We start from the raw sequence: 737 nt of genomic DNA on the forward strand, positions 1-737 counted from the left end.
TTCGACATCTACCAGATTCTTTCCTACCGATATGGCGAAAAGGCGGCCCATAGATGGCTGCAGATTAAAGAAAAGGGGATCACGGCCAAACGTCCTCTTGAACTGGTCATGACAGATGCTACGCCATTCCAGGTTCTTGTTGTCGACGAGAATGGGCGTCTCCACAAAAGATTGACGTTGACGTTGGTGATCGACGTCTATTCCCGGCTCATTTTGGGATTCCATCTCGGATTCGAAGACGAAAGCTGGGCGGGATACTGCCAGGCCTTACGCAATGCAATGAGCCCTAAAACATACCTCGAAAAGCTCTATCCGGATTTAGCCGGGGCCTGGCCGGCCGAAGGCAAGTTCGAGACGATCATCAGCGACAGCACAACCGCACTAATGAATGCCCGGTTCACGAATGCATGCGGCGCTCTTCGCGTCAATCACGAGACAACAAACAAAGACAAGCCGGAACACAAGGGCGTCGTGGAGCGCGCATTCCTCACAATTCTACATCAGCTCACGGACCTACTCCCTGGCGGCATGAGGTTCAATAAGCACCAATGGCAGCTGCGCGATCCTGAAAAAGAAGCCTGCATGACACTGGACGATGTTCGTGAAGCGCTCACGCGATGGATCGTACAGATCTACCATCACACTCAGCATCGTGGATTGCGGGGAAGAACGCCTATGCAAATGTGGTTGGAAGGCGTCAAGAGGTATGAGCTCTCCCCACCGCCTTGCGAAAAGGA

1 protein-coding gene is annotated in these 737 nt (G+C 52.9%); it reads left to right on the forward strand.

From position 1 onward, the window contains the following. Positions 1-737: hypothetical protein (locus ACKGJN_RS16325; RefSeq protein ID WP_409540629.1), on the forward strand; the 737-nt coding region annotated here is incomplete at both ends.

The sequence above is a fragment of the Gillisia xinjiangensis genome, from assembly GCF_046298265.1.
In the GTDB taxonomy this organism is placed as follows: Bacteria; Bacteroidota; Bacteroidia; order Flavobacteriales; family Flavobacteriaceae; genus Gillisia; species Gillisia xinjiangensis.